The sequence below is a fragment of the Salicibibacter kimchii genome (assembly GCF_003336365.1).
GTDB classification, from domain to species: domain Bacteria; phylum Bacillota; class Bacilli; order Bacillales; family Marinococcaceae; genus Salicibibacter; species Salicibibacter kimchii.
The window spans coordinates 2,445,560-2,471,885 of the sequence record NZ_CP031092.1; the positions used below are offsets into that span (position 1 = coordinate 2,445,560).

Annotated in this window: 24 protein-coding genes and 1 pseudogene; 17 read left to right on the top strand and 8 right to left on the bottom strand. The window is 42.3% G+C overall.

What is annotated here, in order from left to right; translation table 11 throughout:
- The first annotated feature begins 134 nt into the window (after positions 1-134).
- The 4 genes from DT065_RS12450 to DT065_RS12465 all read left to right on the top strand — a co-directional run bounded on the left by DT065_RS12450 (position 135) and on the right by DT065_RS12465 (position 4,705).
- A complete protein-coding gene (locus tag DT065_RS12450) occupies positions 135-1,742 on the top strand; it encodes a gamma-glutamyltransferase family protein (RefSeq protein WP_227002587.1) in 1,608 nt (535 codons plus the stop codon).
- A gap of 15 nt (positions 1,743-1,757) precedes the next feature.
- Positions 1,758-2,333 carry a chromate transporter gene (locus DT065_RS12455; protein ID WP_114373907.1) on the top strand — a complete coding sequence of 192 codons (576 nt, stop codon included), beginning with the start codon at positions 1,758-1,760 and terminating at the stop codon, positions 2,331-2,333.
- Positions 2,334-2,340: 7 nt separating this feature from the next.
- Positions 2,341-2,871: a chromate transporter gene (locus tag DT065_RS12460; RefSeq protein ID WP_114373910.1), complete on the top strand. Its 531-nt coding sequence runs from the start codon at positions 2,341-2,343 to the stop codon at positions 2,869-2,871.
- A 208-nt stretch (positions 2,872-3,079) separates the two neighbouring features.
- Positions 3,080-4,705, top strand: coding sequence for a glutathione ABC transporter substrate-binding protein (locus DT065_RS12465; protein ID WP_227002589.1), 1,626 nt, complete (start codon positions 3,080-3,082; stop codon positions 4,703-4,705).
- 135 nt (positions 4,706-4,840) lie between these two features.
- Here the strand turns inward: DT065_RS12465 and DT065_RS12470 are convergent, their stop codons facing one another.
- Positions 4,841-5,785, bottom strand: coding sequence for a ketopantoate reductase family protein (locus DT065_RS12470; protein WP_114373916.1), 945 nt, complete (start codon positions 5,783-5,785; stop codon positions 4,841-4,843).
- 274 nt (positions 5,786-6,059) lie between these two features.
- Between DT065_RS12470 and DT065_RS19365 the strand changes: the two are divergent.
- The 3 genes and pseudogenes from DT065_RS19365 to DT065_RS12480 form a co-directional block, all read left to right on the top strand.
- Positions 6,060-6,692: pseudogene (locus tag DT065_RS19365) on the top strand (DUF1186 domain-containing protein); the annotation flags it as partial.
- A gap of 69 nt (positions 6,693-6,761) precedes the next feature.
- Positions 6,762-6,857, top strand: a complete 96-nt coding sequence (locus DT065_RS19605; RefSeq protein ID WP_257791156.1) for an SEC-C metal-binding domain-containing protein — start codon at positions 6,762-6,764, stop codon at positions 6,855-6,857.
- 441 nt (positions 6,858-7,298) lie between these two features.
- Positions 7,299-9,332, top strand: coding sequence for a penicillin-binding transpeptidase domain-containing protein (locus tag DT065_RS12480; RefSeq protein WP_160112539.1), 2,034 nt, complete (start codon positions 7,299-7,301; stop codon positions 9,330-9,332).
- Between the two features lie 126 nt (positions 9,333-9,458).
- On the opposite strand, the gene DT065_RS19895 is transcribed toward DT065_RS12480, so the two are convergent.
- Positions 9,459-9,650, bottom strand: coding sequence for a YolD-like family protein (locus tag DT065_RS19895; protein WP_114373923.1), 192 nt, complete (start codon positions 9,648-9,650; stop codon positions 9,459-9,461).
- Between the two features lie 97 nt (positions 9,651-9,747).
- Positions 9,748-9,972 carry a hypothetical protein gene (locus tag DT065_RS12490; RefSeq protein WP_114373926.1) on the bottom strand — a complete coding sequence of 75 codons (225 nt, stop codon included), beginning with the start codon at positions 9,970-9,972 and terminating at the stop codon, positions 9,748-9,750.
- 821 nt (positions 9,973-10,793) lie between these two features.
- Between DT065_RS12490 and DT065_RS12495 the strand changes: the two genes are divergently transcribed.
- The 9 genes from DT065_RS12495 (at position 10,794) to DT065_RS12530 (ending at position 20,562) form a co-directional block, all read left to right on the top strand.
- The gene (locus DT065_RS12495; RefSeq protein ID WP_114373929.1) at positions 10,794-11,564 is read left to right on the top strand and encodes an IclR family transcriptional regulator; all 771 of its coding nucleotides are present in this window, start codon (positions 10,794-10,796) and stop codon (positions 11,562-11,564) included.
- A 105-nt stretch (positions 11,565-11,669) separates the two neighbouring features.
- The gene (locus DT065_RS12500; protein WP_335743592.1) at positions 11,670-12,740 is read left to right on the top strand and encodes an aminotransferase class I/II-fold pyridoxal phosphate-dependent enzyme; all 1,071 of its coding nucleotides are present in this window, start codon (positions 11,670-11,672) and stop codon (positions 12,738-12,740) included.
- A gap of 31 nt (positions 12,741-12,771) precedes the next feature.
- A complete protein-coding gene (locus tag DT065_RS20005; protein ID WP_472511557.1) occupies positions 12,772-13,179 on the top strand; it encodes a thiamine pyrophosphate-binding protein in 408 nt (135 codons plus the stop codon).
- Complete coding sequence (locus tag DT065_RS20010) at positions 13,163-13,696, top strand: thiamine pyrophosphate-dependent enzyme (protein WP_472511536.1); 534 nt, start codon at positions 13,163-13,165, stop codon at positions 13,694-13,696. Before DT065_RS20005 ends, DT065_RS20010 begins: the two co-directional genes overlap by 17 nt.
- 42 nt (positions 13,697-13,738) lie before the next feature.
- Positions 13,739-15,865, top strand: a complete 2,127-nt coding sequence (locus tag DT065_RS12510; RefSeq protein ID WP_114373932.1) for a hydantoinase/oxoprolinase family protein — start codon at positions 13,739-13,741, stop codon at positions 15,863-15,865.
- Positions 15,828-17,510, top strand: a complete 1,683-nt coding sequence (locus DT065_RS12515) for a hydantoinase B/oxoprolinase family protein (RefSeq protein ID WP_114373935.1) — start codon at positions 15,828-15,830, stop codon at positions 17,508-17,510. Before DT065_RS12510 ends, DT065_RS12515 begins: the two co-directional genes overlap by 38 nt.
- A gap of 279 nt (positions 17,511-17,789) precedes the next feature.
- Positions 17,790-19,262, top strand: a complete 1,473-nt coding sequence (locus tag DT065_RS12520) for a sodium:solute symporter family protein (protein WP_114373938.1) — start codon at positions 17,790-17,792, stop codon at positions 19,260-19,262.
- 430 nt (positions 19,263-19,692) lie between these two features.
- Positions 19,693-19,893, top strand: coding sequence for an EamA family transporter (locus DT065_RS12525; RefSeq protein WP_114373943.1), 201 nt, complete (start codon positions 19,693-19,695; stop codon positions 19,891-19,893).
- A gap of 159 nt (positions 19,894-20,052) precedes the next feature.
- The gene (locus DT065_RS12530; protein ID WP_160112540.1) at positions 20,053-20,562 is read left to right on the top strand and encodes a hypothetical protein; all 510 of its coding nucleotides are present in this window, start codon (positions 20,053-20,055) and stop codon (positions 20,560-20,562) included.
- Positions 20,563-21,151: 589 nt separating this feature from the next.
- Here DT065_RS12530 and DT065_RS12535 read toward each other — a convergent pair.
- The 3 genes from DT065_RS12535 to DT065_RS12550 form a co-directional block, all read right to left on the bottom strand.
- Positions 21,152-21,859, bottom strand: coding sequence for a nucleotidyltransferase domain-containing protein (locus DT065_RS12535; RefSeq protein WP_114373949.1), 708 nt, complete (start codon positions 21,857-21,859; stop codon positions 21,152-21,154).
- 64 nt (positions 21,860-21,923) lie between these two features.
- The gene (locus tag DT065_RS19370; protein ID WP_227002591.1) at positions 21,924-22,673 is read right to left on the bottom strand and encodes a hypothetical protein; all 750 of its coding nucleotides are present in this window, start codon (positions 22,671-22,673) and stop codon (positions 21,924-21,926) included.
- A gap of 719 nt (positions 22,674-23,392) precedes the next feature.
- Positions 23,393-24,634, bottom strand: coding sequence for a DUF3238 domain-containing protein (locus DT065_RS12550; RefSeq protein ID WP_114373956.1), 1,242 nt, complete (start codon positions 24,632-24,634; stop codon positions 23,393-23,395).
- A gap of 724 nt (positions 24,635-25,358) precedes the next feature.
- Between DT065_RS12550 and DT065_RS18950 the strand changes: the two genes are divergently transcribed.
- On the top strand, positions 25,359-25,595 hold the full coding sequence (locus DT065_RS18950; RefSeq protein ID WP_160112541.1) for a hypothetical protein: 237 nt from the start codon (positions 25,359-25,361) through the stop codon (positions 25,593-25,595).
- Positions 25,596-25,833: 238 nt separating this feature from the next.
- Here the strand turns inward: DT065_RS18950 and DT065_RS12560 are convergent, their stop codons facing one another.
- Together DT065_RS12560 and DT065_RS12565 are read right to left on the bottom strand one after the other, a co-directional pair.
- Entirely contained in the window at positions 25,834-26,088 is a 255-nt protein-coding gene (locus DT065_RS12560; protein WP_114373961.1) for a YolD-like family protein, read from the bottom strand.
- Positions 26,085-26,288 carry an Arm DNA-binding domain-containing protein gene (locus tag DT065_RS12565; RefSeq protein WP_114373964.1) on the bottom strand — a complete coding sequence of 68 codons (204 nt, stop codon included), beginning with the start codon at positions 26,286-26,288 and terminating at the stop codon, positions 26,085-26,087. Before DT065_RS12565 ends, DT065_RS12560 begins: the two co-directional genes overlap by 4 nt.
- Positions 26,289-26,326 lie beyond the last annotated feature (38 nt).

Below are 26,326 nucleotides of genomic sequence, written 5' to 3' on the forward strand. Positions count from 1 at the left end.
CACGAGAAGTTAATCTGAGGGGATGTATGATTAATATCCGACTGGTATCTTCAAAACCGGTTAACATATCGACATCCGCCGCCGTTTCCCTAAACAACAAACTATGATAATATTTTCAAAGATGAGGTGAGTATATGATGAAGTTTGATCCATGGTATCAACCCTATTATTCTAAACGAACACCAATGTACAGTCGGCGAGGAATGGTTGGCACATCGCAGCCTCTTGCTTCCGAAGCCGGTCTTGATATGTTAAAAAAAGGTGGGAATGCTGTGGACGCGGCGATTGCAACGGCCGCGGCGTTGACGGTCGTGGAGCCGACATCCAATGGCATTGGCAGCGATTCATTCGCGATTGTCTGGCTGGACGGTGAGATGCATGGTTTGAATGCAAGCGGGCGCTCGCCCGGTAACATCTCGATCGATGCCGTAAAAGCGCGAGGGCATGAGAAAATGCCGCGGCAAGGGTTAATTCCGGTGAACGTTCCCGGTGCACCCGGCGGTTGGGTGGCGTTATCGGATCGATTCGGAAAATTATCGCTTGAGGAATTACTTGCACCGGCGATTCGGTTGGCCGAGGAAGGTTTTCCGGTGAGCCCGGTTGTCTCCAAACATTGGAAAGCGGCTGTTCATCTTTATCCCTCCGATGAACCGGAGTTTAAGCCTTGGTTTGACACGTTTACGAAAAATGGAAAAGCCCCCGAACCGGGTGACATCTGGCAGCTCCCCGACCATGGGGCGACCTTGCGTAAAATTGCGAAAACGAAAGGGAAAGCTTTTTACGAAGGCGAGCTCGCGGAACGCGTTGATCAATTTTCTCGTGATCATGATGGGTTTATTCGCGAGGAAGATTTCGGTCATTTTTCCGTTGATTGGGTCCAACCGCTGTCTGTGAACTACAAAGGCTATGATGTTTGGGAGCTGCCGCCGAACGGGCAGGGCATCGTGCCCCTCATGGCCATGAATATTTTAAACGGCTTGGATCTGCCGACAAAAGAAAGTGCCGATACGTACCACAAACATATGGAAGCACTCAAACTCGCTTTCGCGGACGGGTTTGAATATATTACCGATCCGGAACATATGAACATAAACCCGGAAGCGCTGCTCACGCCGGAATACGCGGAAGATCGTCGTGCCTTAATTGGCACTGAAGCCATTGATCCGCAAGCCGGCACCCCACCACGCGGGGGCACGGTATATTTAGCCACCGCCGATGGCGACGGCAACATGGTTTCTATGATTCAGAGCAATTACGCCGGTTTCGGCTCCGGCATTGTCATCCCTGGCACGGGCATCAGCATGCAAAACCGCGGCTGGGAATTTGAATTGGAAAAAAATGTGGCAAACGCACTTGCGCCGAATAAACGGACGTACCATACGATCATCCCGGGCTTTTTGACGAAAGGTGATCAGCCTGTCGGACCGTTCGGCGTTATGGGCGGCTATATGATGCCGCAAGGCCACTTGCAAGTGCTCGTTAATGCCATCGATTACGGGTTTAATCCGCAAGCTGCGCTCGATGCGCCACGTTGGAAATGGCTCGGCGGTAAAAAGATAGAAGTCGAGTCCGATTTCCCTGCGGAAATCGCGCGCCAGCTTGTGCGAAAAGGTCATCAAATCACGCCTACGCTTGAAGCGGGCAGCTTCGGGCGCGGACAGGTTATCTGGCGTGATCCAGACACCGGTGTACTTGTCGGTGGCACGGAATCACGAGCAGATGGGCATCTGGCGATTTGGTAAGGAGGTCTCTAAGCTGTGAATTACCGCAAACAGTGGGATATTTTCGTCGCCATGTTACGGGCTAATCTGCTCGGTTATGGTGGCGGGCCTCCGACGATCCCGCTCATCCATAAGGAAGTTGTTGGTACTTATCAATGGATGGATGACGAGGAATTCAGCGATGTCGTTGCTCTCGCGAATACGCTCCCCGGCCCGATCGTGACGAAACTCAGCGGTTACATCGGCCATCATGTCGGTGGTGTAATCGGGATGATCAATGCCATCGTCGCGGCCGTTTTTCCGACGGTGATCCTGACGATCCTTTTGGTGGGAACGCTCATTGCTTTTCAGGATATCCCCGCCGTACAGGGGATGACACAGGCGATCGCCCCGGTGGTCGGTGTCTTGCTCATCGTAATGACATATAATTTTTTGAAACAATCTCGGCAAAAAGTCGGCTTCTGGGGTACTTTTTTTCTTACGATCGTAAGCCTGGCCGTGCTCGAGTTGCTTAACATTCACCCGGCAATATTAATCGTCGTGTTGATGGTCATCGCTTTGAGCCGTCGCCCGAAACCATCATCCGAACGGGCGCAGGAGCAGAAAGGATAGTTCGATCATGATTTATTGGGAGTTATTTATTGCATTTTTTATCCCGGGCATCGTCGGATACGGTGGCGGTCCCGCGTCGATTCCCCTGATCGAACACGAAGTCGTCAATCGGTTCGGCTGGATGACAACGCAGGAATTCGGGGAGATGCTCGCCCTCGGAAACGCCCTCCCCGGGCCAATCGCAACGAAAATGGCCGGTTATATCGGCTTTGAAGTCGCGGGTGTCCCGGGATCGCTGGTTGCCATTTTTGCAACCATCGCACCCAGCCTTGCCGCGATGCTTTTGTTAATGAAAATTTTATTGAAATACAAAGATCACCCGAGGGTGGAACAGATGACGTCCTTTATCCGTGCGCCTATTGCTGTGTTGCTCGGCGTGCTGGCGTTTCAGTTTTTCTTCACGTCGTGGGACGACTCAGGTGTGGTACATACAGCCATTCTCGTCGGCGCGAGCCTGTTACTATTGGAAAAATTTAAGATACACCCAGTGTTTGTGATCGTGGGGGCGCTCGTTTACGGGGCGGTGATGTTATCTTAGAGGCTTGGTATATGTGCTGGGTTGCGAGATCTGGTTGTTTCGGTCATAGTTGCTCTACATAAAACATTTGTTACAAAGATCCATCTCAACCCGCAAAAAGGGATGCCATCTTAGTATTATTTTTTTTTTGTAAAAATTAACGCTTGATTACCTTTAATAAAGTGTATTAAACTATAGCAATAATTATATGTAGTGGAGGATGGAGAGAATGAGAAAGGTTTCAGCGATTGGCAGCCTCGTTTTACTGTTTGGAATCGCAGCATGTACCGACGATGGCCAAAACGAGACTGATGAAGGCAATGAGGCTACGGGATCCGGAGATTCGACAGGAGATGAGGAAGCTGCTGAATCTTCTGAGGGCGGAAATATGGTTTTAGTGATGCCTTCAGATGCAGTGACGCTCGATCCGCATGACTCTACCGATGTTCCGTCCAATATTGTTTTCGATAACATTTATGAAACGTTGGTTTATCACGATGAAAACACGGAACTTCAGCCGGGATTGGCTGAATCATATGAGCAATTGGATGATCTTACATGGGAGTTCAACCTTCAGGAGGATGTAACCTTTCATGATGGGGAACCTTTTAATGCGGATGCAGTTGTAGCAAATTTGGATCGCTTGCTCGACCCGGATACGGCTTCCCCTCGCGCTTCGCTTTTTGAAGCCATTGAAGATGTGGAAGCGGTGGATGAGTATACTGTGCACATAACAACCGATACGCCATTTTCACCATTACCGGCGCATCTTGCCCACGGATCCGGAAGTATGATGAGTCCGGCAGCGATTGAGGCGGATGCAGAGGGAGAATTGAATCTTGACACGGAGCCTGTTGGAACAGGGCCATTTGAATTTGAAAGCTGGGAACAGGGCAATGAAATTGTCCTCACCAACAATCCTGATTATTGGGAGGATCCAGCTCATCTTGATTCAGTCACCTATACTGTTGTGCCGGAACAAGGAACCAGACTGGCGATGTTGGAGAATGGCGAGGCACATTTTGTACAACAAGTAGAACCTGCGAATACCGAGCGTGTGGAACAAATGGAAAACGCGAGTATCGTTACTCAGGAAATGCTTGGTTTTGAATATATTGGCTTTAACAACGAAGTTGAACCGTTCGATGATGTTCAAGTAAGACGAGCGTTATCTATGGCCATTGATAAAGACACCATCGTCGAAGGCTTGTACGAAGGATATGGCACTGTTGCTGATGGTCCTCTAGGTGATATGGTCTTTGGAGCGAGCGATGACATAGAACCGTTGCCCTATGACCCTGAACAAGCGGAAGAATTGCTGGCTGATGCCGGTTATGAAGATGGATTTTCAACAACGCTTCTGACAAACGATGAAAATCCAATGCGGATACAAATGGCTGAGTTGGCACAAGATCAATTATCGGATATTGGCGTCGAACTGTCGATTGAACAAATGGAGTGGGGCGCGTACCTGGATACTATTGCGGAAGGTAATTCAGAAATGTTTGTACTTGGTTGGTCATCAGCAACCGGCGATGCAGATTATGTTTTACACCCAAATTTTCACTCCGACAATCTCGGTGCCCCCGGGAATCAGACTTTTTATGTAAACGAAGCGTTTGATGATCTGGTTATCGAAGCACGGGAAGAGACCGATGAAGAGACGCGTCTGGAGTTGTACGAAGAAGCTGAACAACTTCTTATTGATGAAGCACCGGCGATTTTCACCGACCACAATGATTACATCGTTGGTGTAGCAGACAGCGTGGAAGGATTTGACCATCATCCAAATGGACTATTTCCATTAGATGATGTCTCGATTACAGAAGAAGCTGAAGGCGGAAGTGTCTATTAAATAGAAAGCAGCTGGGACAAAATGAATAAACCGGGTGAAATCAAGTTTAAAAACCTTGATTTTCATCCGGTTGCGCAAAATCACTATATGTTTAAATTATCTCCGAATAGGAGCATTTCGGAAAATATGTATCTTTTAAACGTCAGTAACGATTTTTCCGTAACTTTGTTCGGTTACCTTAACTAAGTTAGTGATCAAATTATTATAAGGCGTAGGAATAGCGTTTCTTATTCCGTAGTCAACGATAGCTCCATTTATGTAGTCAATCTCGGTTCTTTTTTCGTTGATAATATCAGATAGCATAGAAGATATGTTCTCGCCTATGTCCTCCATACCTAATCGTAAACATTCAGATACCGGGTCTTTATAAATTAATTCTATTCCTTCCGCATGAGCTACACGGACAGCTTCGTTCACGAGTTCTTTTATAATTTCCCTTCCCTCAGGCGGTGCAATAGCATTACCGTTGGATAGCCTTGTTATAGCTGTTAAACCATTGAATGCAATATTGATGATCAATTTACTCCAAATGATTGACTCAACGTCTGTCGTGACTGTGGCAGGTAAACCGCTTCTGGTGAACATATGAGCGATTGATTCGCTTACTCTGCTATTTATACCCTTCGAAAAACCAATATAGGTTCTTCCATTAGCCCGATGTCCTATCGTTCCATTCTCAATAATGCCGCCCCCACACCCAGCTCCACCGACACCAACATTGTTATATGGAACAGTGTGCCTCAAGCTTTCAAGATTCCCTATGCCATTTTGTAGAGACAAAACAACCGTATCCTCATCAATGGTATGTAAAACTTGATTCAATACCTTATCGGTTGCATATGCTTTTACCAACACAATAATAAGATCGTATCGATCAGAAAGCTTGTTAGGGTTACTGACGACAGGGATTTTAGCCATGGTTATATTGCCATCGTTGTCCAAAATTCGCAAACCATCTTGATTGATCTTTTTTACATGTTCATTTTCTCTATTGTAAAGCGTAACATCAACGCCAATTTGTTTTAATCTGCCGCTGAAAAGAGACCCCATGGCACCAGCGCCAAGTATAAGCGTTTTCATAGATTGATTGCTCCTCCATAATTACCTCAATATCCTCTTTATTCCTCAAAAATTTCAAAGGGGCTGTTGACCGCCATTATAACATAATTCAAATTTGAAAAGAGAAGTGACACTTTCTGAAATAATGTGCTAAAGTTTAAACAGATGATTTCGCATGGTAACAAGAAAGGAGAGGCTCCATTCATGAAAGAAAAATTGGACTCGATACGTTATAATGATAATAGAATTTTTCCTCGTATGAAACTACAGGAAGTGCTCGCCGGAAAAGGAAGAAGCCATCCCTTACCTTTTCGATATTATGGAAGAAGTAAAGGAGAATCCTGACGCTGTTCTCAATCATCCCACACGTTTTGATCATATTTATGCATGTTATTTGCTGGCTCATTTCAGGGTTAAGGAATTTTTTCCCTTGTGGGTCGACATTTTGAGGCTTCCTGGTGAAATGCCGCATGATTTATTTGGAGATGTGATTACTGAAGATGCAGATCGGATATTAGCTTCCGTTTATGACGGTGACATCGAAGCAATAAAAGGGTTAATCGAAGATGCAGAAGTGGACGAATTTGTCCGTGGAGCAGCAATGAGATCCCTGGTTGTATTGGTGTTTAACGGAGAACTTTCCAGGGAAGAAGTGCTGGACTATTTTAAAACACTTATGACGACGAAGCTTCAGACTGATAATTTCTATGTAAATGCAGGGATTGTCAATGCCAGCACTGATTTGTATCCGGTTGAAATATATGAGGAAATTAATGATTTATATAAAAAAGGTGTTGTCGAATCCGGTGCGATTAATATACATGATGTAGATCAAACATTGCAAGAACCGAAAGAGATATATTTAAGAAAACAACAGCAACTAAACCAATCCTCATACATTAACGATGCGTTAGAGGAGTTGAGCGGGTGGGCTGTCTTTGAACAGCCGGATCGTAAAATACCGAAAGAACGGAAAACTGCAATGCCACAGCTAAGCATGAAGACAAACCCGGCTAAAAAAGTGGAGAAAGTCGGACGTAACGAACCGTGCCCTTGTGGAAGCGGAAAGAAATACAAAAAGTGTTGCGGGTAGATGATCTTTTGCTTCGGGAAATATATGATGAATTACTTACAACTGCAACCCTATTTATTAATGTTATTTTTCCGTTGCTGTCTGTAAGTTTTGTTATGGCTTATGTAGTTCCTCCAATGACCTTCGTTATTATGGCTTTAATTAACCCAAAAAAAAAGAAAATTTTAGTATATATAGGTAGGTTTTAGGTGCTTCCCACCGATAACAAACGGATTGGGGAGTTATCCAAATGCAACAATAGAATAAATTAATATTGCTTTAGGAATAAGAAAAATCAACCGGGAATCTTATAGGTCCCCGGTCTTTTTTGCTTGTGTAATAGTTATTATGATTTTATAATCAGAATATATATAAATAGAAAGGAAATTCGTTTGTGAAAAACTTGGGTTATTTCCATTGTTTTACTAAAATTGTGTAAAAAAGGGGAGAAGGATGTCTTTTATGCAAAACAAGGTGCACATTTTTGTCTGTATGCTTTTCATACTGGCTCTTGGAGCCTGCTCGGGTGGTCCTCAACCTAAAGCGGCTTTTGAGACTTATGCATCAGATTGGGAAAATGAAAACTTTGAAAACATGTATGAACAATTGTCTACAGAGACGCTGGAAAATGTTTCGCCTGAGGATTTTGTAGACCGTTATGAAGATGTTTATGAGAATATTCAAAGGAGTGATCTAACCGTACAACCTAACTATCCCGAGGAATGGGATGTAGGTGAAGAGGGCGAGGTTCAATTTCCGGTTGATGTGACTATGCAAACACGAGCCGGTGAAGTTTCTTTTAGCCATGATGTGCAGTTGAGCTTGGAAGAGCGAGATGATGAGGAAAATTGGTATGTGCATTGGGATCAACAACTCATCTTCCCTGAAATGGAAGAAGGTGATCATATTGGTGTCACCACAATGGAAGCTGAACGGGGGGAAATTTATGACCGGAATGAAAATGGATTAGCTATAAATGGAACGGTTTTACAAGTTGGGATGGTTCCGGAGCGCATGGAAGGCGAGGAAGAACAATCCATCGAGGATTTCGCTGAGGAGTTGGATATTTCGGAAGAGGATATTGAAATGCAGTTGGAACAAGAGTGGGTGAATCCGGATAGTTTTGTTCCGCTCTATACTATGCCTGAAGATGAACAAGATTACATAGAAGACGAATTGATGGAGAACATACCCGGAATAACGTTTCAACCGGAAGATTCACGTGTTTATCCTTATGCGGGGTCTGCAGCTCATCTGGTGGGATATGTCCGGGAAATTACAGCAGAGGAATTGGAAGAACTGGAAGAAGAGGGCTACGGTTCCCATGATTTACTCGGTGTGACTGGGCTGGAGTCACTGTTGGAAGATGAACTGAAAGGAGAAACAGGTGAAGAAATCTACACCTATGAGGAAAACGCAGAAGAACCTAAGGAAACCATTGTTGAAAAAGAGCCCATTGATGGCGAAGACCTTCATTTAACGATTGATATAGAACTGCAGGAGAATATTTTTGAGGAATTGGATGGGGATAGCGGAACAGCAACAGCTGTGCATCCTACGACAGGTGAAGTGTTAGCCATGGTCAATGCACCGGCTTATGACCCCAATATTTACGTAGCGGGCCAGAGTGCCGAAGTGCATGCCGAATGGCAAGAGGATCCGGATCAGCCATTGCTGAATCGTTTTCAATATACGTTTTCACCTGGTTCAACCTTCAAACACATGACAGCTGCCACCGCCTTGGACTCAGAAACAATTACACCTGATGAGGATTTTGATATCGAGGGATTGGATTGGCAAAAGGATGAATCATGGGGCGATTACGAGGTAACACGAGTGAAAGATCCCGAGGAACCAGTAGATCTAAGGGATGCGCTCGTATTTTCAGATAACATTTTCTTTGCGCAAACCGCGTTGGAAATGGGAGGGGATACCTTTGAGGAAGGTATTAAGAATTTTGGTTTTGGAGAGGATATCCCCTTCACATATCCGATAGAAAAATCCTCAACATTAGCCGAGGGTGATACGTTTGAAAATGATGTCATGCTGGCTGATAGTTCCTATGGCCAGGGAGAGGTACAAATGAGTCCGCTCCATTTATCCATGACTTACACTCCCTTTTTAAATGAAGGAGACATGTTGACGCCTGTTTTATTAAAAGAAGAGGCTGACGAGGTGGAAGTGTGGAACGATGATGTAATGGAAGCTGAAACCGCCGATACCATTTTACAAAGTTTAATTAAGGTCGTTGAAGAGTCTGATGGTACCGGACATGAAGCAGAAGTTTCCGGGCAAACTCTTGCCGGGAAAACCGGGACCGCTGAATTAAAGGAGAACCCGGATGATGATAACGATCAATTAGGCTGGTTCGTCGCTTTTGATACAGACGAGGCTGACTTGTTAGTGACGATGATGGTCGAAGACGTACAGGAACACGGGGGAAGCGGGTATGTGGTTCCGAAAGTGGGAAATATCATGGAAGAGTATCAACCATAGGCAAGAATAAGTGCCTACCAATGCAACGCTCGCTAGTAAGCGGACGCTTGAACGAGGGGGTGGGGCATTGGCTGCTTCCTTATCCCTACAACTGAGATAACTATCGAGAAATTAATGTTCGACTCACTAATGAGAGTACTGGAATTGCTTTCGTTCCAAATTCACAAATTCGCAAGTGCCAATTGCACAATGGAAGAAACCATCCTCCCAATAAGAAAACTCTAAAAACGAACCGTACTCCATCGCTTCATTATTAATTGTCCGTTCGATTTCTTCCCATTTTTGCTCATTGAGTTCAGGTTTCTCCACTTTTTTCATGCTTTATCGATACTGCAACTACAATTCACGATGTTCCGGCAAGATCCTCCGCATCGACTCCCACCGCATGTTGCTACCTGGTGTCAGCTTGTTTTGTTCACGATACCTTCACCGCCGGAAAACGGATATTCTCGCATTTAAATATGTAGAAGTCAGCCTCGTTTCCAATGATAATTTCTTCATCTTTATCGCTTAGTTTAAAAAGTGACCCTTCTGCGTTTTTAATGACGTCATCATCATAATGAACGTTTAGCATATTGCATACATCCATTCCAAAAAGTAAGGAATTCTTTATAATACTCCAAGGTACATGTTCGTCCATGATATAACCCTCTATAGAATGTGTGTTCTTGTTCATTATAAACGAACGTATTTCTATGCAAAGTTTATTAAGCCAATCCACTTTAACACTTCACCGCTCGGAAAGTGACCAATTTGTGACCAGTTGACCCCAGTCGAACATAAAAGCGAGTTCCGAAAAACACAGGAACCCGCATTGTATAAGTATTTTAGCTGGAGCTTCCTGCCGGGCTCGAACCGGCGACCTCATCCTTACCATTAAGCGCAACTGCTTTATTCGGCTTAAGATCGTTTTTCAAAATTTTTTAGTTACCACCTTAGAATCGTTGTCAAACAAGGAAAATTAATCATGTTCCCATTCTTTTTTTATCGTGATGTTACCTATTAGGTTACCAATCCAATAACCGATTTTGTGTCATCGTGTCTGAATAATTCAGAGCAGATTTATGCGGCTTTGAATTGAACAGCGGCCTAATTTTTTCTGACGACTTTGGGGGTTGAAAATGTAAGTTTAATAGTTGTGTCGCGTGTAGGTCAGATCGAGGCATCATATAAGCTTGTCTTCTCACTGATAAATAGCCTATACCATGCTCTTAGGAGATTTCTCGAAGACAAAGAGAGATGAGTGTCTACGCTTGTAGCCACTACAATATTCTTATCGTCGTATGCAGATCCCATTCTCATCTTTTCGTCTTTTTGTTTGCGTGTCATGTTTTATAAGTTCTAGTGTAAATAAGTGAACAATTTTTTAAAGATTGGGTTGACACTACCCAAGCTAGTGTATTAGGGTTAAAAATAATTATATGAAATGGCTTTTCAAATAATGAAATAAGGTGTAGCTCAATGAATCAAAGTGTTTTGAAAGCGCTTAAATTACTTGATTTTTTCACGGATCAAGAGAGGGAGTTAAGTTTAAGTGAAATAACTACTAGGGCAGACATGTCAAAACCAACAGTGTATCGTTTACTAGCATCTCTAGAAGAGTGTGGATTTCTAAGAAAGGTAAAAAATTCGGATCAAGATATTCGGTACAGTCTTGGGCTGAAACTACTCGAACTCGGTTATATTGTATCTGAGCAATTAGAGTTAAGAAATGTAGCGTTACCTCATATGAGGGATTTGTGCAAAGCAATTAATGAAATCGTCCACCTTGTCATAGTAGACGGTGACCAAGCCACGTATATTGAAAAGGTTGAGAGCAGCCAGGCATTGCGGTTGTATACAAGAATAGGGAAAAGTTCACCGCTATATATCGGGTCTGGACCTAAATTGTTGTTTGCTTATATGCCAAAGGATGAGCAAGAAAAAATACTTGAAACATTGGAAATGAAGCCTTTGACGCCAAATACTTATACAAATAAAGAAGAATTTCGAAAAAATTTGAGGATAATTTATGAGCAAGGCCTTTCTATCAGTCATGGGGAACAAGATTTAGATACAACAGGTATTTCTTATCCTGTAAAAGATATTTCTGGGGAGGTAATTGCAGCGATAACTGTCAGTGGACCTACCACTCGTTTTCAAAAGGATAGGAAGTCCTTCATAAAAGAGGAAACGGAAAAAGCGGCATTCGAAATTTCTAGGAATTTGGGTTTTAAATTAGGAAAGGATTGATGAAAGATGTCTATGATATCCAACAGAGTAGTAGATATACCTCCATATGTTTTTGCGAAAATCAATCAAAAAAAAGATGCATTAAAATGATCCGGAATTGATATCATCGACTTAGGCATGGGAGACCCTGATCTTCCAACGCCAAAGCCAATCACTAATAAGCTTATCGATGAACTTAATAACATTGATAATTTTAAATACTCTACTTACAGTGGGTGTGCCGAATTTAAAGAAGCTGTTGCTTCTTTTTATAAAGACCAATACAATGTGGATCTTAACCCTGACACCGAAGTGCTTGCCCTTATTGGTTCGAAAGAAGGCATTGCCTATCTTCCTTTTGCGGTCATTGATACGAACGATTACGTTTTAACTCCCGATCCTGGCTATGGTGTTTATCGTATGGCTACTTATCTCGCCGGTGGTAAAAATCATAGCATGCCACTAACAAAGGAGCGCCACTTTCAACCGGATTTTTCAGTGATCCCGGATGAAATTAAGCAGAAAGCGAAGCTGATGTATCTTAACTATCCAGGCAATCCGACAGCGGCCACGGTGAACTTATCTTTCTTTAATAAAGTTATTTATTTTGGTAAAAAACATAATATTTCCATTGCTCACGATTTTGCTTATAATATGATCACTTTTGACGAACCGGCTCCAAGCATCCTCCAAGCTGATAATGCGAAAGACATTGCCGTGGAATTCGGTTCTTTGTCTAAAAGTTTCAACATGACTGGATGGCGCATCGGCTATGTTGTTGGTAATCCGGAAATCATCCGGTCGTTGTCTGTTGTGAAGAGTAACATGGATACAAGTCAGTTTCTCCCGATTCAAAAAGCAGGGGCTTTTGCTTTGACAGGGGATCAAAAGAGTGTCCGCGACAATGTTGAGGTTTATCGAGAGCGTAGACGAGTGATGGTAGAGGGGTTGAATGAGATTGGCATAAAGGTGGACCCGCCAAAGGGGAGTTTCTACATCTGGGCGCCTGTACCGAAGGGGTATACATCGGGGGAATTTGCTGAGGTTATGTTGGAAAATGCCGGTGTTATCGTGACATCCGGTGCTGCTTTCGGTGCTACAGGCGAGGGTTATTTTCGTATATCCTTGACTGTGCCAACGGATCGGCTGCAAATGGCTGTTACACGAATAAAAGATAACTTATTACAAGTAAAATGAAAGTGACGAGGAGGGATTTGCATTGTCGAAAATGTCGGTTGCACAAGCCATTATAAAAATCTTGTTAAACGAAGAAGTTACAAAAGCATTTTGTGTGCCAGGCGAAAGCTATCTGAGCATAATGGATGCATTAAATGATCAGGAACAGATTCAATTGATAAGCGGTCGTCATGAAGGAGGCGTCTCTTTTATGACCGAAGCTTATGCCAAGGCAAGCGGAAAAGTCGGCGTATGCTTTGCCACAAGAGGTCCGGGTGCTGCAAATCTTTCAATAGGGCTACATACAGCTATGCAAGATTCCACACCTGTAGTTGCATTTATCGGTCAGGTAAGAAGGGATTTCCGGAATAAAGAAGGTTTTCAGGAAATTGACCACGCAAGATATTTTAGCGACCTTGTAAAGTGGACGGTTGAGAGATCTAATGTCAACATTGGATGACGGTGCGATCATCACAAGTGATGCCGGAAACTTTTTTGGATGGTTAGCAAGATATTATTCGTTTATGCAAGAAGGAACCTACATAGGCCCGACGTCAGGAGCAATGGGCTATGGGTTGCCTGCAGCCATTGGAGCGAAAATGGCTCGTCCGGATACCCAAGTGATAGCTTATTGCGGAGATGGTGGTTTTATGATGACCATACAAGAACTTGAAACAGCGATTCGTTATGAGGTTCCGGTTATTTCCATTGTCGCCAATAACAATATGTACGGAACAATACGCATGCATCAAGAAAAATCTTTTCCTCATAGGGTTTTAGGGACGGATTTAAGTAATCCCAGTTTTGCGCAATATATCAATCTTATGGGGGGGCATGGGGAAACGGTAGAAAAGAATGAAGATTTTCTCCCGGCCCTACAAAGAGCAATCCGTTCAAGCCAACCTGCCGTCATTGAAATGTCAATTGATCCAGAACAACTAACCGTTGGAAAAACCATTGAAGATGTAAGAGCATAATATTCCATATTTTCTATTTATAGCGAATTGGGGGAAAAACACATGTCAACTATACGTGTTGGTGTTGATATTGGCGGGACATTTACAGATATAGTCATTCTAGATGAAAAGGGGGACAGGTATTTCGGGAAAACGTTAACGACATACCCGGATCCATCTGCAGGTTTTATGAAAGGATTGGATGAAAACCTAAAAAAGTATGGTTTTTCCTATAGTGACATCACGACGATTATACATGGAACAACTCTAGTTGTTAATGCTTTGATTGAAAGAAAGGGCGTAAAAACGGCATTGATTACAACGGAGGGTTTTCGGGATCAAATTGAAATTGGGAATGAAAACCGTTATGACTTATATGATCTTTTTATAGAGAATCCAACTCCATTGGTGCCGAGAAGCATGAGATTTCCTGTTAGGGAAAGAATCTTGGCTGATGGAACGGTATTAACATCTATAGACGAGGCTGAAGTTAAGAAAATATTTAAAAAAGTAAATGCTCAAGGCGTTGAAGCTGTTGCCGTATGTTTACTGCATAGCTACAAAAATGATGCTCATGAAAAAAGAATTTATGAAATTGCCCAGGAGGTTACCCCTAATATCCGGGTTTCGTTATCTTCGGAAGTGTCGCCTGAGATACGAGAGTATCAACGCGCCTCCACAACAATTGCTAATGTCTATGTACAGCCTTTGGTTGAGCAATACCTCACCAAACTTGAAAATGATCTCACTGATCGAGGGTTTAATGGTCAGTTTCATATGATGCTATCAGGCGGTGGTACCTGTACGATTGATACGGCTTGCCGCTTCCCCATTCGCATTTTAGAGTCAGGACCTGTAGGAGGTTCGATAGCTGGTGCATTTTATAGCAAATTATGTAACCTTAACAACCTGCATGTCTTTGATATGGGTGGGACAACAGCCAAGGCAAGTTTAATCGATAATGGGGAGCCATTAATCGCCAACGAGTTCGAGGTTGGGCGAGAACATCGCTTTATGAAAGGAAGTGGCATACCTGTCAAAGTACCGGTTGTTGATATGATTGAAATTGGTGCCGGAGGCGGTAGCATTGCCCATATTGATAGAATGGATCTTTTAAAAGTGGGACCGGAAAGTTCAAGTTCTGAACCGGGCCCGGCGTGTTATGGGAAGGGGGGCAAACAACCCACCATTACCGACGCCGATTTAATCCTAGGGTACTTGAATCCGGACTATTTTTTAGGTGGAGAAATGCATTTGGACGTGGAGGCTGCTTACAAGGCCATTGAAGACAAGGTAGCAAAACCACTTGGGCTTGACACGATAGAGGCAGCTTGGGGCATTCACCGTGTGGTTAATGAAAATATGGCGAGTGCAGCACGTATTCACGCCGTTGAAAAAGGCAAGGACATAAGAAATTATCCATTATTTGCGACAGGAGGAGCGGGTCCGGTTCATGTATGTAATGTAGCCCATATACTTGGTGTATCTGAAGTTATTTCTCCTGTTGGTGCAGGCGTTTGTTCCGCCTTTGGTTTTCTGTCATCGCCGCTTTCGTTTGATTTTGTGCGCAGTTATTCCGGGCGACTCGATCAATTAGATTTTCGAGAAGTAACCCAACTTCTTAGGGACATGGAAAACGAGGGCGGAGCCATTCTTAAGCAATCAGGTGTAAAAGATGATGATATACAAGTGATCCGCACTTGTGAAATGAGATATGCTGGTCAGAACCATGACATTAGTGTGCCTATCCCAAATGGGGAAATAGATCATTTCTCGCTACAAACGATACACGAAAATTTTAAGCTGCAATATGAAAAATTATATTCAGAGGCAAGTGAAGGCGTCCCTATTAAAACGGTGAATTGGCGCGTAGTGGTCCAGGGGCCACATCCGAAACTTTCCATCAACTCTAGTGATGAGAAAAACGAAAGGAACCCTCCAGTGAAAAATAAACGTGACGTTTATTTTCACGAATACGACAACTATACAATGACACCTGTGTATGATCGGTCGACACTAACCCCGGGTGTTGAGATATCTGGACCGGCGATCATTGAAGAGAGAGAATCAACGATGGTAGTAACACCAAGTTTTAACGCAAGTATTGATCGGTATTTCAACTTAATTTTAAAAGCAAAGGGTGAGAGCACCTATGATAACCAAGACAGAAAGCAACAAGAATATGTTTGACCCTGTTCAAGTGGAGGTTATGTGGAATCGACTAATTACGAATTTAGAGGAGCAGGCTAAAACACTGATAAGAACCTCATTTTCGAATATCCTTTCAGATGCTGGTGATTTATCTGCAGGGTTATTTGATAGTCATGGAAATATGATTGCTCAAGCTAATACAGGGACACCCGGACATATTAACACAATGGCTTTAGGGGTAAAGCATTTTATGGAAAAATTTCCGAGTGAACGCTTAAATCACGGAGATGTTCTCATAGGTAACAACCCATACGAAATTTCAGGTCACCTTCTTGACGTTACCATCGTTACCCCTGTTTTTTACGATGCGAATCTTATCGGTTATTTTGCATCTACGTGTCATGTGACAGACATAGGTGGTCGGGGATATAATCCCGAGGGTGAAAGTATCTATGAAGAAGGCCTCCATATCCCATATATGAAGTATTATCAAGCGGGACTAATGAATGAAAGTTTACAATCGATCATTGAAGCTAATGTTCGGGCGCCTTTCGAGGTGTTGGGAGACTTACGTGCACAAGTTGTTGCTCAAGAAGTAGCAATTAGACGTCTGCTTGAAATGTTGGAAGAGTTTAACCTTACAGAGATTGATACTTTAGGTCATGAGATCATTCAGCGATCAGAAAAAGCAATGCGCAAAGCCATCACAGGTATTCCTGATGGAATCTATGAAAATGAGATATATACGGATGGAGTTTCTGAACCTATAAAAATCAAATGTTCCGTTTCTATTCAAGGGGATGAATTTGCGGTAGACTTTACAGGATCTTCACCGGCAAGTTCAAAAGGGGTAAATGTAAGCCTTTATTATACATTAGCTTATGTAACCTACGCTATAAAGGCAGCGATTGCACCGGACATTCCCAATAATGAAGGAAGTTTTCGTCCCGTTCGAGTCGACGCTCCTGAAGGTTGTGTTCTTAACGCCTCACATCCCATGCCGACAGCGGCAAGACACATTATTGGGCACTTTGCTCCCGTGTGTGTTCTAGGTGCGTTATATCATGCCATGCCTGATGCGACGATTGCTGAAGGTTCAACCTCCATTTGGAGTGTGCAAGTATATGGGAAAGACTTACAAGATGATCCATTTTCCTATGTGACATTTAGCACTGGAGGGATGGGTGCTCGCCCTACAAAAGATGGACTATCTGCAACAGGATTTCCTTCCGGTGTTCGCGGAACACCTGTTGAAATCATTGAAAGCAATTCACCGCTCGTGATTTATCAAAAGGAGCTTCGCCCGGATTCCGGCGGAAGCGGACAATACCGGGGTGGACTTGGACAAATTATTCGCTTTGGTGTTCGTACTCATCAACAGTGGCATTTTCCAACAATGTTTGACTGTATGAATTATCCTCCTCGTGGATTAGCCGGCGGTAAGCCCGGAGCAAAAGCAGAGGTGTTGTTAAATGATCAAACCTATTTAGAATCGAAGCGTCTATATACGTTTGATCCAGAAGATATTATTACTTTAAAACTTCCAGGTGGAGGTGGTTATGACAGTCCAGAAAAACGTGATTTAGAGATGGTTAAATGTGATGTTATGAATGGTTATATTTCTCGGGAACGGGCCAATGCTGATTATAACATTGTTATAGACTCAAACTTTGAAGTTGAGTAAAGAGGTCATAGGATTAGCCATTAAATCAGAAGAAGTGATTATAATTACGGAAAAAGATTACGTAAAATAGCAAAGAGAGACGGAATACTGATACCGACTGTTCTTCTTTAATAAAAACATGGAAGAGGTGAAATCAATGAGTTGGATTTCGGATGCCTACCTTGTCATTCTTTTCGGTATTGCCCCAATAGTGGCCTCAATTGTACTGGGGTTTTATTGGTTAAAAAATGAACGTTTTCCTTGGGAAAAGTAAAAAAACAAGGAGGTTTAACTTTAACTGTGGATAATATAATGATTTATATTGGGGTAGGCTTTGTTTTCTTCATTATGATAGTTTCTGGAATCATTTCCTATCGGCAACAAACGGGTCTTACATCTTTTTATATTGCGGGGCGAGGATCCCCGTGGTATTTGATTACTGGATCATTATTCGCTTCAGGTGTTAGTGGTGCCACGTTTCTAGGTGTCATGGCATGGTTTTATGAGTTTGGAGCAGGTACCCTATGGATCAATGTCGGTATCGCATGGAGCTATTTTATTCTTTGTTTTCTCATAGGTCCGAAATTACGACGTTTCGCACAATTGACAGTTTCAGATTACCTATCTGAGCGGTTTGATAGTCCGTTGTTGCGTCCTGTATTTTCTATTATTGTTTCTGTGTGGATGGTCATTCTTCTTGGCTCTCTTTATGTGCAAGGAGGATTATTGTTTACAGAATTGTTCGGATTAAGCTACGTGGCGAGCACAATTGTTACGGTTGGAATTGTTGTAATATTTACTGTTTTCGGTGGTATGATGATCATTTTGAACACTGATTTTGTTGGTATGTTCATTTTGATTGCCGCTTTGGTTATAACAATGCCCTTCCTTATTAATGCGGCGGACGATTGGGGAAATGTAACGACAGAAATTCTCAGTGAATCACCTGATTACTTCACTTCTACAGGTGAATTATCCATATTGATGGCCTTCTCATGGTTTTTCATTTGGTTGTTCGGGTATTTAGGAAATCCTGGATACCTTACACGTTTTTATGCGGCCATTAACACTCGTGAAATCATTAAAGCGGGGATTGCTATTGCACTGATTTATTTACCAGTGATGTTACTATTTTTCATTTCAGCAATATATGGACGATATCTCTTTCCAGATATCCATGATCCAGAAATGCTCTGGATTACTTACACCTTTGAATATGCACCTCCAATCGTAGTCGGTATGGCAATGGCAGGTCTGTTTATGGCTGTTCTCACATCAGCTACGTCATGGTTGTTAGCAGGAGCTTCAAGTCTTGGGCGCGATATTTATCAAAAAATCATTAACCGTGATGTATCAGAAAGACGAATGCTCATGGTGACTAAATTAATGGTTCTATTATTAGCAGCATTGTCTGTTCCTATTGGGATTGCACGTCCCGCTTATATATTGGAATTAATGAACCTCGCTTATCTAATTGCAGGAAGTGGTGGGGGACTTATTATTCTAATGAGCATGTTTTACCGGGGGATGACTAGACAAGCTGCATGGGCGGGACTCATTGCGGCTGCAGTTATGGCAATCACCGGAACAATACTCCAGTTTGCAGGGGTTCTCACTGAAGAAATAGATCCAATGATTCCTACTGTGCTGGCAACATTTGTTATTGTAATAATTGTTAGTAAACTAGGGGAGCCAAATGAAAAAATGACCTCTGTGTACGATCAAATGTTAAGGAAAAGCGAATCTGATCAAGCTAAGAAACACGTTTCATGATAATCAATAAAAAAGGGGGTGTTCTAAAACTAATTCGTGTTGTGGCCGCAAAACAATGCGCGTTGGTGAAAAATCATCCCATAGGCCACACAAGGAGATGCATATGTCGTAACGGCTAGAATCCCCGACCTTATCTATTCCATTAGGTCAAGGCCCCGCGAAGAAGTATCTGGACACACCTGATGAGTGAATTTATGTATAGGATCACGAGAGACATCGGAGATAGACGGGTGATCTTGAAAGATTAAGTGAAAAATGGGAAGGACCATAAAAATTCTGGAAAATAAACTAAGGAAGTTTTGGGGATTCGTACATCATTCCATCAGAATAGATGATAGGGTTCTACTTGTCCATGGTGTGCTGAGCTTCTAGCTGATGCATATGAAATTTTGAAGAGGAACGAGAATGTTGGAGGAGGCCTTTCCATTAAATGTATGCGTATCTATTATGCATTCTCGTTGTAATATTTTTCGCGGGAAATATTCTTGTGGGTAGAGCTGTCAATGATTTGCCTCCTTTTACTATCACCTTTTTCCGTTATGTGATCGCATTTGTCGTGCTTTTTCCACTCGGCTATCGCAGTGCACAGAAGCATCATAAGCAATTTATTTCATACTGGCGCAGTCGTTAAGTTGAAGGACCTGTTCCAAACCTGTGCATCTGAGTTTGAAACCGCCACCGTCACCCTGTATGGCAAGGAAGAGACCGTGGACTATCTCTGCCTGGATTTGCTATGGGGACAAGGGCTGTATCAGGAACTACGATTTGTCCTGTTAACCATAACGGAAGGGTGGCTATTCTTGTTAGCACCGACCGGGCGATTGCGGCGACAGATATCATCCACCTGTATGGGCATCGCTTCAAGATCGAATGCACGTTCCGTGAGATGAGGCAGGCTATTAGTGGATTTGGCTACCGGTTTTGGAGCAAAGCCATGTCCAAACTGCAGCGATATCTGAAAAAGGGAGACCCTCATCCACTGGAAGATGTGGTTGATGAGAAAGACAGGGAAAACATTCGATCGACCGTTAAAGCCATCGAAAGTTTTGTCATGTGTAGTTGTATTGCCATGGGTCTGTTGCAACTCATCACGGTGCGCTTTTCTCATCGTGTGCCAAACTTTTTCTTTCGCTATTTGCGGACGCCTTCGAAGAGCGTCGTCTCCGAAGCCACAGTTATGGCTTATTTGCGCCGATCTATTTTTCGCATGTTTGCTCAAAACCAGCATTTACCCATAACGAAAATAATCCAAGCCAAGCAGGAAACGCCTGATTATGAGGACGATTCATTGGCTTCTTAGCGATCAAAACTTTTTACTGTGCAGAATTAAAGGAGTGGATAGGACCGGGCGTTATTAGCTAATGTACTGGTATTTTCTTTTAGCAGACAAAACGCATTTTAAAGACACCAATTAAAGAAACCTTCTCATAAGAAAAGTGCTGTTTAGCAACATTCGTTCTTCTTGGAAAGAGACTTCCGACAATTAACAAGTCGTTGGTTAGGAATACGTGTCAATTCCTTTTAAGTGAGTTAATCGTGCGTTTAGACTTCACCTAACTTGTACCAAATCTTAGCGTGTACAGGGGCAACAATCAACAGAAGTAAACTTCTTAGAACAATGAATCAGATACAAAACCTTGTCCGATGAACCCATATTATAATATTAGGGAAACTGTCCGCCGTCCATGCCGACACACCGTCTATCCCCTTGGTGATTAGCTCAAAAGACAGAAGTAAAGTTAAGCTTATGGCTTCAAACGAACTGGGCGCTTTTGTTCACTATAATAGTAAAAGCGCCCGTTCTGCTGCTTGGATGATAGGCGTGTGATTCAATTAGAACATTCCGAAATAGATTGAAGGGATGGGCAAAAACACCCGTTATTCCCTACCTATAACGGTTTTTGATAGCCACCTGCGAACAACCGCCCGCCATGTTGTTCCAATACTTCCTCAATCAACGTATAGAAGGGTTTATATTCTCCTGTCTTCATAAAATGACGAAAAAATTCAAGATAACGGTCACAAAAATCTGGATCGAAATGAAGCAAGGAACGATACATCCACTTTCCCTGTCCGATCCAATACCCATTGGCTCGTAATACAAATTCAGACACAAGGGCAAAAAGTTTATACGCCACAAATATTTTTTCCTTGTCACACGTCGAGTCGTTCAAATCCCCTAATAAATCGGTAATCATAAACCGCATCTCTTGATGTTTTTCATCTGCCCATAGAGACGGCACCTGTCGGGTCCTTTCTTGGGCTTCAGCTTGAATCGCTGTGGCTGATCCATCATCTTTCAGAACCATTCCTTCGGCGCACATTCGAAGAATGGAAGGGATCCCTTCAAAGCAACTCGTAGCAAACGCCATAGATAGGGATACCCGATGATAAACAAACGTTTCAATGTTCCACCCGAAAGCAAAAAAACATTGGTAAAAGGCTGATGGCTGCGTTGAATCAAGGATGACGATATCTAAATCGGAATGTTTTGTTAATTCTTTTTGCGCACCACTCCCGCCCAAGAAAGCCACATCACAATGTGGAAACGTTTGTTGAATGAAATGTTCCGCCGCTGTTCTTGCCGGCATAGGCATGGATATTTTCCTCCTGAAGCCCAGGGTTACATTCTACAGGATATCATCGAAATCCCGTTTAGACTTAATAGAAAAACGGGAATAACAATCGTCTTAAGAAAAAGAAGGGAAAATGCCTACGTCTAAACCGGCGGAACCTTCCGGGATACCCAAAACCAAATCCGGGATACCCGTAACCAAATTGACGGTTCATGTCATCTTGATCTTCTCGTTCCATATCTCCCACAGGTATCAGTAGGTACACCCCTTCATCATCGACACTGTCAATGATTCCATCATAAACTTGCCCATCCGTGCCTTCGCATTGAACGAGATGATAATGGTATCTTTGACATAAATCATACATGTGGTGTTTATGGGCTGTGACGTCCTTTTTCTCGGGTTTCATTTGGTGGCTGGGGTGATGAGACAGGTGATGCTGGTGAGCATAGCCATCATACATGGGTCCATATGAGCGATTTGCTGGTTGAACCATCGAAGACGGAATGAAAAATGGGCTATAAACTGGGGCAACACCGGGTAATGCTCCATATGTCTGCATGTCTTGGTGTTGCTCTCCCCCTCGATGCTGATGCGGTACTGCTTCAGCTTGATGAGCAGGATAACCATACATTGGTTGCGTGTACATCGGGTATGGTGCGAAAACCGGCCGATAAAGCGGGTAAGCGCTTGGGGTGTAGCTATACGTCGGTGTTATCGGATGTTGATTTTCCTCCCAATGAGCTTGGTTTTGTCGACTTTCTTCCCAATGGTTTTGGGCATTCTCCTCCTGATGGCTGAGTGGCTCTTGCTCATAATTCCATGGTTCAGTCATGTAAAGGCCTCCTCGTACACATTTTAATGACACACATTTTATATAATATGGTCATTGGGGTTGGCCTAGACCCATTTTTGGGAGGATTTTTAATGTTTATATATGGATTAAGAAGGGGACCATTTAAAATCACAAAATTCAGGAAGTTATCCATGTGGATCTCTTTTTTAGAATGAAAGTCGAATCCAAAGAAATCCAGAAAGAAGTAGGATGAAATAAGACAACGATAACCAAAGGATGATCCTTCTGCTAACTAAGGTTGACTTGTATCGTTCCAATAAAACATCGATGATGAGATAAACCGTAGCAACAATATAGATCGTTATTTGAATAGATGACGTATCTACCGGGTCCTCATAGTACATCCATATAATGAATGTAGGTGTTAATACATAAATCATCCAAGTAAGAAACGCCGAGAGGATCCCTTTCTTGACGCTGAGTCGGTCAGCTAATGTCTCTACAGCTAAACTAAGTGGGATGCCAAACACAAGAAGACCCAAAGCGATAAAAAACATGTAGAGGAGAAAGCTTATAGTAATGTTGGCTAGTGTTATATCGAGAAAGTTAAGTGGAAATATCAAGCTTAATCCAATTGAACATCCAAATATACATAGAAGTCCAGCCTGTATTTTTCGGTAAAACATATATCTAATCCTTCACATGAGATGGCATTTAGATATGGGCTTTTCTAAAAGAGAAAAGCCCATAAATTAAAACTATCTATAATAAACATTGGTGATAAAAGAAGCGTTAGGAAAGCCAGGGATTAAATGATGAAAACCTTGATGTTCTGCTGTGTGAATCGTAACACTATTACCATAGCGATCATCAAAGTAAAATTCATGAGAGGGTGCCTGATCATGTGAACCTTGGAATTGTGCATATAGCCCATCAATGATGTTTGAAACATAGTATGCATCGATGTCAGGAGCATATGATAGTAATGGGTTAGCTGATCCTAAATCCATTCGATGTGAAAAGTCACCCTGATCATAGGTTGTTATATCATGATCTTCCTCGGCATCTGCTTGAGCTTGATCAATTTCATTATAATCTTCATCATACCCATAAGTTATCCCAGTATCAGGGAAGTGATAAAGCTCTTCTAAATCTTCATTCAAAACAACATCCGAGCGCGTTCTAAAACTCCCTGCCTCACCAAAACCTCTGTCATCCCCTCCAAAATATTCATAAGTACAAGTAATAAAACATGACGGATTTTCAGCATATTCCATTGGAATAAATGTAGTATAGCGTAGCAACCAAGTCGATGCGGATGGTGAGTTATGGTCACCTTCTGAAGCATTGATAACTACAGAAGCTTCTTTAGGCTCATAAAGGGCCTGCTCCTTTTCTTCTTCCGATAGTTGGATTTCCTCGTTTTCTTCTATTTCAGCTTCAATTTCCTCCACTCGCTCTTCCGGAACTTTTTTTTGTCCTTTCACTGTATATCTGTGCATTTCATCGCCTGAAACGGTATCATCAACAAATTCATTGCCTTCAACCGTTTCTATAACTTCTTCATCTCGTAGAATATCATATTCATTATTGTCCGTTGGGATGTTTTCCCATTGAAGTTCGACTTGATCCGAAGAGGCCACTGTAGAAAGGTTGCTCTCTGCCATGGAATAGGATATTTCTTGATCTCCTGACAACATTTCTTCATCGAATGTTTCCATTTCTTGTTGGTTCTTTAATGTTGAGGTATTGATCTGAGCGGTATCAATCAGTTCATCCTCGTCATTATAAATTTCCAATATAAATTGGTAGATTTGATCCGACTCAAGATCATCAATGGTGTATTGAGGTTGATCACCAGACCATATTTCTTCGCCCTCATGTTCATTCATGATTGTATACGAATGTCCTTCATCTTCCCAATCCAACTCGATCGATTCAGTATCTGGTTGTACGTTGACATTAACTTTATCATTGGCATATGCATTTGTCGTGAACAACAGTAAAATACTCTCAACATTGATAAGGCATACAAGTAATTCTTCATTTTGCCCCTCCTATTGGAAATATTCACCAATAGAATACAATAACATATTGCTAATTACAATAATTTTTTTACTTTTATACATTTGTTTTTCTTCCCAATCACTATATAAAATACTATAGAAATCAACTCATCACTTCAACAACATGCTTATAACAAGGAGTTCAATAATAAAACAGAACCTTTTTATACAGAATTTTATACGTTGCTCTTTAACGAGAAAGATGCGCCAGATGAGGAGTTTTCTTGATGCATAACGACTATAACCATAGGTAGATAATTATACCCTTATGTATCAGGGTTTTCAGGATTCATTAAGTTAACATAATCCGTGTTGGCGGCAGTCGGTTTGCATAGCGGTGTATAGCGTATACACCGATGTTCATGTTCCTATGATCCATGCGGCGTTAAGGCTTCTATTTGTCATCATCCCCCGTTTTCTCTCGGTACTTAGGGATAGACGTCAAAGGTTGTTGCTCTATTTATCATTTCATTACAAGCCAGTTTCAGTTATATTTCTACTTTTTGGAAAAAAATCAAAAAAGCGATTATCCCATATACGGATTGTCCATCCGTTAGGGCGATCGATTACCGATGTTTTGTTAAACCAAGTTCCTTCAGCAGATCTTCATGTCGTTCCAAGTGAACGTTCCTCTGCTTACGAGGAATGGAGATATGAATTGGGAACAAAAGCATATCTGTTGGAAAACCCAGACGGTTCCTATGATCTGAAATTCGAGAAAGATGATAAGGTTAAATACGAAGGCATTTTCTTAAAATATAGTTATACTGATTTTGAAAATGGTGTCTTTGCCTTTTTGTCGGAAGATGAAAAAACTATGGAAGTTCGGGTTTTAAAACGAAAAGTATATTCGCTTGTTGATATAGACGAGGAGGATAATGAGCATAATCCTTAACACAAGAATCGAATAACCCATTTGCGCCAGTAAAATCGTTTCTTTTGCAATAAAATGATCCACAATCGGAGTGCGATAAATTTAGCCTATGTGTAAATAAGAAGGGAGAAAGCTAACAAACACTTCTTCGGTTTGCTGGCTTTCATTTAGTTCGGTATAATATTGACGGTTTTTTCAAACTTCAAATATTGTATGTCGCCTTCAGCATCAATAATGTGAAACTGCTTCTGATCCAAATTTACATACTCGCATGATCCAACCCACTCATAAAAGTGCCGTCTTCCCAGTACGTAAATTCAAGGAACGAACCGTATTCCATTGATTCACGGATTGTTTGCTCAAATTCCTCCCATTTCTGTTCTTCGAGTTCAGGCTTTTCCACTTTCTTCATGCCTTCCCGATGCTGCAACCACCTTTCACGATGTTCGGGCAAGATCACCCGCAACGATTCCCAACGCATATTTGAGCCTGGAGTAAGCTTGTTATCCCTCATGATACATTCACCGCCGCAAAAAAGATCTCATTATACTTCAGTATGTAAAAATCCTCATCACTTTTGAGCATGATTTCCTCATCTTTGTCGCTCATTTTAAAAAGCGATCCTCGAACTTCCTTCACATCATTAAGGATATTGGACATGGCTTTTTCTGCTAACTTTTTTGTTTTATACCCAGAATAACGTTGCTGTTTCACTTAACGACAACCTTGCACCATCAGCAAAATTTAAAACG

What these genes read in the sequence shown, in the direction of transcription:
- DT065_RS12515 (WP_114373935.1), top strand. Translation starts at nt 15,828, where the DNA reads ATGATAACCAAGACAGAAAGCAACAAGAATATGTTTGACCCTGTTCAA.
- DT065_RS12490 (WP_114373926.1), bottom strand. Translation starts at nt 9,972, where the DNA reads ATGGACGAACATGTACCTTGGAGTATTATAAAGAATTCCTTACTTTTT.
- DT065_RS12480 (WP_160112539.1), top strand. Translation starts at nt 7,299, where the DNA reads ATGCAAAACAAGGTGCACATTTTTGTCTGTATGCTTTTCATACTGGCT.
- DT065_RS19605 (WP_257791156.1), top strand. Translation starts at nt 6,762, where the DNA reads ATGAAGACAAACCCGGCTAAAAAAGTGGAGAAAGTCGGACGTAACGAA.
- DT065_RS19895 (WP_114373923.1), bottom strand. Translation starts at nt 9,650, where the DNA reads ATGAAAAAAGTGGAGAAACCTGAACTCAATGAGCAAAAATGGGAAGAA.
- DT065_RS12465 (WP_227002589.1), top strand. Translation starts at nt 3,080, where the DNA reads ATGAGAAAGGTTTCAGCGATTGGCAGCCTCGTTTTACTGTTTGGAATC.
- DT065_RS12525 (WP_114373943.1), top strand. Translation starts at nt 19,693, where the DNA reads ATGTATGCGTATCTATTATGCATTCTCGTTGTAATATTTTTCGCGGGA.
- DT065_RS20010 (WP_472511536.1), top strand. Translation starts at nt 13,163, where the DNA reads ATGTCAACATTGGATGACGGTGCGATCATCACAAGTGATGCCGGAAAC.
- DT065_RS12460 (WP_114373910.1), top strand. Translation starts at nt 2,341, where the DNA reads ATGATTTATTGGGAGTTATTTATTGCATTTTTTATCCCGGGCATCGTC.
- DT065_RS12510 (WP_114373932.1), top strand. Translation starts at nt 13,739, where the DNA reads ATGTCAACTATACGTGTTGGTGTTGATATTGGCGGGACATTTACAGAT.
- DT065_RS20005 (WP_472511557.1), top strand. Translation starts at nt 12,772, where the DNA reads ATGTCGGTTGCACAAGCCATTATAAAAATCTTGTTAAACGAAGAAGTT.
- DT065_RS12450 (WP_227002587.1), top strand. Translation starts at nt 135, where the DNA reads ATGATGAAGTTTGATCCATGGTATCAACCCTATTATTCTAAACGAACA.
- DT065_RS12535 (WP_114373949.1), bottom strand. Translation starts at nt 21,859, where the DNA reads ATGCCTATGCCGGCAAGAACAGCGGCGGAACATTTCATTCAACAAACG.
- DT065_RS12495 (WP_114373929.1), top strand. Translation starts at nt 10,794, where the DNA reads ATGAATCAAAGTGTTTTGAAAGCGCTTAAATTACTTGATTTTTTCACG.
- DT065_RS12470 (WP_114373916.1), bottom strand. Translation starts at nt 5,785, where the DNA reads ATGAAAACGCTTATACTTGGCGCTGGTGCCATGGGGTCTCTTTTCAGC.
- DT065_RS19370 (WP_227002591.1), bottom strand. Translation starts at nt 22,673, where the DNA reads ATGACTGAACCATGGAATTATGAGCAAGAGCCACTCAGCCATCAGGAG.
- DT065_RS12560 (WP_114373961.1), bottom strand. Translation starts at nt 26,088, where the DNA reads ATGAGGGATAACAAGCTTACTCCAGGCTCAAATATGCGTTGGGAATCG.